This is a genomic window from Sphingomonas sp. Root710 (assembly GCF_001429065.1).
Taxonomy (GTDB): Bacteria; Pseudomonadota; Alphaproteobacteria; order Sphingomonadales; family Sphingomonadaceae; genus Rhizorhabdus.
Genome location: NZ_LMIB01000017.1, coordinates 253921 through 261645, shown reverse-complemented (window position 1 = coordinate 261645; position 7725 = coordinate 253921). Strand labels below are relative to the sequence as shown.

Sequence of the window (7725 nt, the reverse complement as noted above, 5' to 3'; positions counted from 1 at the left end):
TTCAAGGAGCCGTTCCTGCACAATACACAAAGTGTGTTTGCATATTAGGACAGTGAACGACTTAAGCTTTACCGACCAAACCACGCCTTGAAGCCGTGAATGACCGGAGCCGCCGCCCACATGTCCCTTCATCTTCCAACAATGAGAAAGATACCAGACAGCCAATTACCACCCAGACCTTGAGAGCCTAGGGAGATCGCGTTGACGATCAGATAAAGGGCCTGGAAACGAACCGGAAAAACCGTTCCGTAACCGCCGGTGAGGGGCGCTTCTATGAGAAACCCTACAGAGCGTCAAGCTCTTTTCTAAACACCTTATTTTTTCCTGCCAAAGCAGGGAAAAAAGCCCAGAAAATGGGCCGTGAGGCAAGCCTGAAAGGCGCGAATCAGTTGTTTCTCGTCAGCACCCGCGCCGTCAGCAACGGCGCAAAAAGCTGATTCAGGATGCCGACGAACTTGCTAACCGGGTTCGCCGCCGAGTTGGCGATGTAGATCAGGTCCTTGTCGTGCATCGGGAAGTTCTGCGCGATGATGTAGCTTTCCGGCTTCATCAGATTGAGGCGATAAATAACCGGCGGCTCCCCAGCCGCGATCGCGGCCGCATCGTAGCGGAACAGGAACACCGCCTTGGGATCCGCCTGCGCATCGTTGGGGCCGCCGATCCGGGCCAGCGCCTCCGCCAGCGACAGCGCCGGCGTTTCGAACGGAACCTGCGACACCTTCGGCGTCGCGCCGAACGCGCTGAAGCTACGCGGCTCGACGATCAGTTCGATCCGATCCCCCGGCAACAGCGTCAGATCGTCGCCGCTGCCGGCGCGTATATCGCCCAGCCGCATCTCGGCGCTCTGCCCGCCGCGGGTGAACCTTATCACGGTATCGGCGCTGCTCGATTTGGCGCCTCCCGCGCTCGCTACCGCGTCGAGCAGCCGCTCGCGGGCGGCCGTCAGCTGCATCCGGCCCGACCGGTTCACATCGCCGATCAGATAGATGCTGTTGCCTGGGCTGTTCACCACCGTGACCAGCGCCTGCGGGCTCTGTGATTTGCCGTGCAGCGCCTGCTCGATCATCCTCTGGACGTCATATGGAGTCGACCCAGCGACCATCAGCCGCCCGACATAGGGCAGGCGGATCGTCCCGTCGGATGCGACCGTCACGACGTTGACCGGCTGCGAGCGTACGGTGTCGCCGACGTCGGCCGAGACCGCTCCGGCCGTGCCCAGGCCGGCGGTCGCGCTCTGCGTGCTGTTGCCGAACAGCGTCATGCCGACTTCGTAGATATTGATCTGCAGCGCGTCGCCGGGCGCGATCCGGTCGACCCTCCCTTCGCGGGCGAGCGCCGCCAGTTGCCCGGCTCCGCGCCCGGACGGCGGGGTTGCGATCAGCTTCTGGAAGGCCGCGCCATCGAGATCGACTACATCGAATTTTAGCGCCGCGTCGGGCGCCTGCGCGCCTCGGATAACCTGTCGCCCGGTCGGGCCGCTCGAAGGCAGCGCCGCGCAGCCCGACAGGGTGAGCGCGAGCATCGACAAAGCGCCGGTCATTTTGAAGCGGGCGGAATTACTGGAATGCATGAACGACCCTATATCGACAATCGCGGCAAATCTGTGACTTGCGCGGGAAGGAGAAGCGCGGGAGGCGTCCGCGCGTCAAGCCCCATTCGTCCAATTCGAAAGAGAAGAACAGCCCCTGCCCGCTTCACGCCGCGCGCATCTGCAGGCCGTGATGGACTTCGCACGCCTCGGCGACGGTATCGTAGAAGGTCAGATTGCCGCCGTAGAGCACCGCGCCGCGATCGCAATATTGCTGGAGCGTGTGGGGGTCGTGCGACACCATCACCAGCGTGCCCGACTCCCGACGCCGGTGCAGTTCCTCCTGCGAGCGCTTGCGGAAGCGCTCATCGCCCGCGCCGGTGACCTCGTCGACCAGATAGCAGTCGAAGTTGATCGCCAGCGACGTGCCAAAGGCCAGGCGGCTGGTCATACCCGACGAATAGGTCCGCACCGGCTGATGGAAATAAGGGCCGAGCTGCGCGAAATCCTCGACATAATCGAGTACCTCCTGTTCTGGCTGGCGATAGATGCGGGCGATGAAGCGGACATTGTCGCTGCCGGTCATGCCCGGCTGGAAACAGCTGAGGAAGCCGATCGGCCAGCTTGTCGTCATGCTCCGCTCGACGCTGCCCGACGTAGGCTGCTCCACCCCGGAAATCAGCCGCATCAGTGTCGACTTGCCCGCGCCGTTCGCCCCGCAGATGCCGATGCTCTCGCCCCGCCGGATCGTGAAGCTCAGATTGCTGAAAACCTGTTTCTGGAACTTGCGGATGTGGTAGGTCTTCGAAACATTGTCGAACCGGATCATTGAAGGGCTTCTCCAAACCTCGCCACAAAAGCACAACTCGGCACAAGCACAAAAAGCTGGACGCTGTGCGCCTGTGCTGCAATGCGGTCCTGCATAGACGATGGCCGGCCAAACGCAAAACACGCCCTTCGCGATCGATGCGCGCATGCTTGGCCGGGAGGGCACCGGAGTAGCAACCTATGCGCAGGCGCTGCTCGCCGCGCTCGACCGCGCGGGGCGCACGCCGATCGAGATCGCCGATCCTAGCTGTGGGCGGCCTATGGGGCCCGCCGGGCAGATATCGCGCTGGATCCGCTGGGGCGATGCGCTGGTGGACCGGCCGCGCGCCCTGCACCATGCCGGCCGGAACCTTGTGGCGCGTGACATCTTCCGCCTGTCACAGGTCCATTTCGACCGCCACGGCAGCCTGTTGCGGCTGGTCGCGCCAGGGCGCGGCGGGATCGTCCACTGGACCTATCCGCTGCCGATCCGCATCGAAGGCTGGATCAACATCTACACGGTTCATGACGCGATCCCGATCACCCATCCGGCGCTGAGCCAGATCGATCCGGCACGACATCGCCGGCTGCTCGCGGCGCTCGCAGGCAGCGCCGAACATCTGCTGACCGTCTCCGAGGCGGCGCGGCGCGACATCATCGCCGCGCTCGGCTGCCGACCCGATATCATCAGCGCCTGCCTGCCGGGCGTGGAAGTGTCCGCTGGAGATGCGCCGCTTCCCCCAGGTCTGGCGGCGGGCGGCTATATGCTGTTCGCGGGCAGCGTCGAACCGCGCAAGAATCTTGTCCGGCTCGTCGAGGCCTATCGCGACAGCGGTGCGACGCTTCCGCTCGTGATCGCAGGGCCCGATGGCTGGCGCGCCGACGAAATCACGCCCTTTCTCGACGCCCGCCCGTTCGTCATCCGCCTGCCCTATGTCGACCGGCGGACGCTTATGGCGCTGATGGCCAATGCTCGCGCGCTGCTCTTCCCGACGATCACCGAGGGATTCGGCCTGCCGATCATCGAGGCGATGCAGCTCGGCACGCCAGTGCTGACCGCGCGCGGTGGCGCGGCGGAGGAAGTGGCGGGCGGTGCGGCGCTGCTCGCCGATCCGCTGTCGGTGGCCGAGCTGACGGCGCAGATCGCCCGTCTCGCCGACGACGATCTGCTTACGGAACTGTCGAAGGCGGGTCTCGCGCGCGGCGCGCATTTTACCGCGACGGCCTTCGCGGACCGGCTCGACGCAGTGCATCGTCAGCTGCTCGACCGCGAGACGGCGGCAGGCTAAGCGGACGCGGATGACCAGGCGCACAATCGGAATCGATGGCTTCAACCTTGCCATGCCGCGCGGCACGGGCGTCGCTACGTACGGCTATGGCCTGGCGCGCACCGTCGCCAAACTCGGCCACCAGACACTCGGGCTGTTCGGGATCGATGTCGGATCGAAGCCAGGGACGCGCGAGCTGCTGTTCTTCGACCGGATCGGCAAGAATCGCGCACCCGAGAACCGCAAGCAGCACAAGCGGCGGATGCGGCGCGAATGGTTCCGGTCGCTGCTTCCCGCGCAGGGCGTCGACGTACCGATAACCGGCGCGGTCGAGACGCAGGCCTTCGCCGATCGTCTTCCCGCCTTCGACCGGCTGGTCAGCAGCGCGGGGCTGTTCGACATCGCCGACAAGCGGTTGCGCCGCAGCGGGCAGTTCCTGACACTGCGCATCCCCAACCCGCCCGACATAATGCACTGGACCTATCCGATCCCGGTGCGGCTGGAGGGCGCGCGCAACATCTACACGCTGCACGACCTGGTGCCGCTCAAACTGCCGTACACGACGCTCGACAACAAGCAGGCCTATCATCGGCTGATCGAGCTGTGCGTGACGCAGGGCGACCATATCTGCACCGTGTCCGAAGCGAGCCGCGCCGATATCCTGACCCTCTTCCCGCAGCTGTCGCCCGACAAGGTCACCAACAGCTATCAGACCGCGCCGATCCCCGAGGCGCTGCTGGCGCGCGATCCGGCGGAGGATGCGCGGGTCGTCGCGGACATGTTCGGGCTGGAGCATCGCGGCTACTTCCTGTTCTTCGGCGCGCTCGATCCGAAGAAGAACCTCGCGCGGATCATCGAGGCCTATCTGACCGCGCAGAGCGAGACCCCGCTGGTCATCGTCGGCGCGCGGCATTGGGGGACCGAGCAGGAGGCGCGGATCTTCGGCGGGGGCAAGGGCATCTCGCTCTATGGGGAGGCGCAGGCGAAGGGGCTCGTCCAGCTCGACTATCTGCCGCGCGAGATGCTGCTGCGGCTGGCGCGCGGGGCGAAGGCGGTACTCTTCCCTTCGCTCTACGAAGGCTTCGGCCTCCCCGCGCTCGAGGCGATCCGGCTGGGCACTCCAGTGATCTCCTCGACCATCAGCTCGCTGCCCGAAGTGGTGGGCGAGGCCGGGCTGTTGGTCGACCCCTATGACGCCGGCGCGATCGCCGGGGCGATGCGGGCGATCGACCGCGAGCCCGCCCTCGCCGCCCGTCTCTCCGCTGCCGCCGGGCCCCAAGCGGCAAAGTTCAGCGACGAGGCCTATCAGGCGCGGCTGAGCGCGATGTACGACAAGGTCCTCTCCGCCTAGGCCTGCTCCGGCCAGCGCTTCCGCGCCTCGATGCCATGGGCGTCGAGCGACTGGAGTTCGGTCAGCAAATCTTCGAGCCGGTCGAGCGGCCAGGCGTTGGGGCCGTCGGACAGCGCCTGCGATGGATCGGGGTGCGTTTCCATGAAGACACCCGCGACGCCGACCGCGACCGCGCCGCGCGCCAGCACCGGAACGAACTCGCGCTGGCCGCCCGAGGAGGTGCCCTGCGCACCAGGGAGCTGGACCGAATGGGTCGCGTCGAAGACCACCGGGCAGCCGGTCTCGCGCATGATAACCAGCCCGCGCAGATCGGTGACGAGATTGTTGTAGCCGAAGGAGGTGCCGCGCTCGGTGACGAGGATCTGCGCCGCGCGGCCCGCAGCCTCGGCAGCGGCGTTCGCCTTGGCGACGACCTGCTTCATGTCGGCAGGCGCCATGAACTGCGCCTTCTTGATATTGGCGACCTTGCCGCACGCGCCCGCGGCCTCGATCAGGTCGGTCTGCCGGGCGAGGAAGGCGGGGGTCTGGACGATGTCGACGACCTGCGCCGCGGCGCGGACCTGTTCGGCATCGTGGACGTCGGTGAGCAGCGGCAGCCCGGTTTCGGCGCGGACCTTTTCCAGGATGCGCAAACCGCCATCGAGGCCGGGGCCGCGGAAGGAAGCGTTCGAGCTGCGGTTCGCCTTGTCGAAGGAGCTCTTGAAGACGATCAGCATGCCGAGCGTGTCGGCGATCTTGCGCAGCCGCTCGGCGACCCCGAGGACCAGCGCTTCGGACTCGATCACGCAGGGCCCCGCGATCACGAACAGGGGCTCGTCCAGCCCGACCTTGCGTCCCAACAGGTTCATGCGTCTGTCTTAGGCGGTCAGCCTAGCCCCGCGCAATCACGAAGCTGGGTTCGAGGACGAGTTCGGCCGCTTCGACGGGGCCTTCCTCGAAACGGCGGTGATCGGCGGGCGAGACGAAATAGCCGCGACGGACGAGCCAGTCGCCCATGTCGGCGCGCGAGGTGACCCAGACGGTGAAGGGGGTGAGCATCAGTCCGACCGCGACGGGGAGCGACCAGATGGTGCCGTCGACACCGACCGCGATCGCGGTCATCAGCGCCGCGCCGAGCGCGATGTGCCAGGCGTAGAAACGGGTGACCTCACCGAAATCGAGCCCCTCGACCTCGCGCCGCTGGGGCAGCCAGCCGCTCTGGCGGCCGCGCAATATGTCGATGATCGCCATCGTCTGGGTGAGCATGATGACCGGCGCGGTGACGATCGCGGTGACGGTTTCGAGCAGCGTGCCCCGAACGATGCTGCGCCAGCCGCCGAGCTGCCGCCGCAGTTCGCCATCCTGGGTGAGCGCGATCAGCGCCATCACCTTGGGCCCGAACAGCATGAGCAGGGTGAGCCCGAGCAGCCAGCCCGACGAGATCAGCACGAAACCGTCGAAATTGGCGCGCAGCTGCTCGAAGGTCGCAGCGCCGAGCAGGAGCAGCCAGAGCGGCGAGGTGAGATAGGCCGAAGCGCCCATGAACAGCTGGAGCCGGCTGACCCAGTGCAGCCCGGCGGCGTTCAGCAGGCGGAGATGCTGGAGATTGCCCTGGCACCAGCGCCGGTCGCGGACCGAATGATCGATCATCGTCGGCGGGAATTCCTCATAGCTGCCCTCCGGCAGATTGACCATGTGGACCGCCCAGCCGCGCCGCCGCAGCAACGCCGCCTCGACCATGTCGTGACTCATGATGTGGCCGCCGAGCAGGCTGCCCTCGGGCAGTTCGGGCAGGCCGCAGCTTTCGGCGAAGGCCTTCACGCGGACGATGGCGTTATGGCCCCAGAAGGTCGCCTCGGTCCCCGACCACCAGCGCAGGCCGGCGGAGGCGACGGGGCCGTAGACCGCGGAGGCGAACTGCTGCCAGCGCGCGAACATCGTCTGGCCGTTGATCAGCTGGGGCACCGTCTGGAGCAGGCCGATCGACGGCCGCGCCTCGATCGCGGTAGCGAGACGGACCATCGCCGCGCCGGTCATCAGGCTGTCGGCGTCGAGGACCAGCATATTCTCATAGGCCGCGCCGAAGCGGCCGACCCATTCGGCGATGTTGCCGGGCTTGCGGGCGACGTTGTGTTCGCGGCGGCGATAGAAGACGCTGGCGCGGCTTTCATCGCGCAGGCGCAGGAAGGCGACATATTCCTTGGCGTAGGCGCGCTCGTGCGAATCGCTGAGGATGAAGAAGTCGAACATGTCCGCCGCTCCGACGCGATCGATCGATTCGGTCATCGCGCGCAGGCGGCGGAAGACCGCGCCGACATCCTCATTATAGATCGGCATCAGCACCGCGGTGCGCTTCGTCGGCAGGACGAGATCGCCCCCGTGCCGCGTGGCGATGACCGGGCCGCGGCCGAGCAGGACGAAGAGGCCCGCGACCGCGTTGAGGAAGCCGAAGGCGATCCAGGCGAACAGGCCGAAGAAGAGCAGGAAGAAGCCCGCGTCGATCCAGTCGATCCCGTCCGAACGCAGCGGGGTGAACATCTCCTGCGCGGCGAGAAGGCCGAAGAGGAAGCTGCCGACGATCAGGTAGAGGCGGCGCTGAAACAGCGGGCCGACATAGCCAAGCGGTTCGCGCGACGCGGCGACGGGCGCACGCGACAAATCCTGCACCGGCATGGCGAGCGGCGCTTCGGGTGGCAGGTCCCCCTGCCCCGGCCGGCCCGCACCCGGCGCGGATGCATCCTCTATGTCGTTGTTAATCCGGTACAAAATTCACAACTCGCGTTGATGGCTGT

6 protein-coding genes are annotated in these 7725 nt (G+C 66.3%); 2 read left to right on the top strand and 4 right to left on the bottom strand.

Annotated elements, in window-relative coordinates:
• Positions 1 to 385: 385 nt before the first annotated feature.
• Entirely contained in the window at positions 386 to 1570 is a 1185-nt protein-coding gene (locus tag ASE00_RS20705; protein ID WP_056383614.1) for a polysaccharide biosynthesis/export family protein, read from the bottom strand.
• A 124-nt stretch (positions 1571 to 1694) separates the two neighbouring features.
• Entirely contained in the window at positions 1695 to 2357 is a 663-nt protein-coding gene (locus tag ASE00_RS20700; protein WP_056383613.1) for an ABC transporter ATP-binding protein, read from the bottom strand.
• A gap of 100 nt (positions 2358 to 2457) precedes the next feature.
• Here ASE00_RS20700 and ASE00_RS20695 point away from each other — a divergent pair, with 100 nt between their 5' ends.
• Together ASE00_RS20695 and ASE00_RS20690 are read left to right on the top strand one after the other, a co-directional pair.
• A complete protein-coding gene (locus ASE00_RS20695; protein ID WP_056383612.1) occupies positions 2458 to 3624 on the top strand; it encodes a glycosyltransferase family 4 protein in 1167 nt (388 codons plus the stop codon).
• 10 nt (positions 3625 to 3634) lie between these two features.
• The gene (locus ASE00_RS20690) at positions 3635 to 4954 is read left to right on the top strand and encodes a glycosyltransferase family 4 protein (protein ID WP_056383611.1); all 1320 of its coding nucleotides are present in this window, start codon (positions 3635 to 3637) and stop codon (positions 4952 to 4954) included.
• Here ASE00_RS20690 and kdsA read toward each other — a convergent pair.
• Together kdsA and mdoH are read right to left on the bottom strand one after the other, a co-directional pair.
• Entirely contained in the window at positions 4951 to 5802 is an 852-nt protein-coding gene (gene kdsA, locus ASE00_RS20685; RefSeq protein ID WP_056383610.1) for a 3-deoxy-8-phosphooctulonate synthase, read from the bottom strand. The two genes, ASE00_RS20690 and kdsA, sit on opposite strands and share 4 nt — an antisense overlap.
• A gap of 22 nt (positions 5803 to 5824) precedes the next feature.
• A complete protein-coding gene (gene mdoH / locus ASE00_RS20680) occupies positions 5825 to 7699 on the bottom strand; it encodes a glucans biosynthesis glucosyltransferase MdoH (protein WP_056383609.1) in 1875 nt (624 codons plus the stop codon).
• Positions 7700 to 7725: the final 26 nt, after the last annotated feature.

Excerpts from the sequence above, each read along its gene's own strand:
- ASE00_RS20705 (WP_056383614.1), bottom strand. The coding sequence starts at position 1,570 with ATGCATTCCAGTAATTCCGCCCGCTTCAAAATGACCGGCGCTTTGTCG.
- ASE00_RS20700 (WP_056383613.1), bottom strand. The coding sequence starts at position 2,357 with ATGATCCGGTTCGACAATGTTTCGAAGACCTACCACATCCGCAAGTTC.
- ASE00_RS20695 (WP_056383612.1), top strand. The coding sequence starts at position 2,458 with ATGGCCGGCCAAACGCAAAACACGCCCTTCGCGATCGATGCGCGCATG.
- ASE00_RS20690 (WP_056383611.1), top strand. The coding sequence starts at position 3,635 with ATGACCAGGCGCACAATCGGAATCGATGGCTTCAACCTTGCCATGCCG.
- kdsA (WP_056383610.1), bottom strand. The coding sequence starts at position 5,802 with ATGAACCTGTTGGGACGCAAGGTCGGGCTGGACGAGCCCCTGTTCGTG.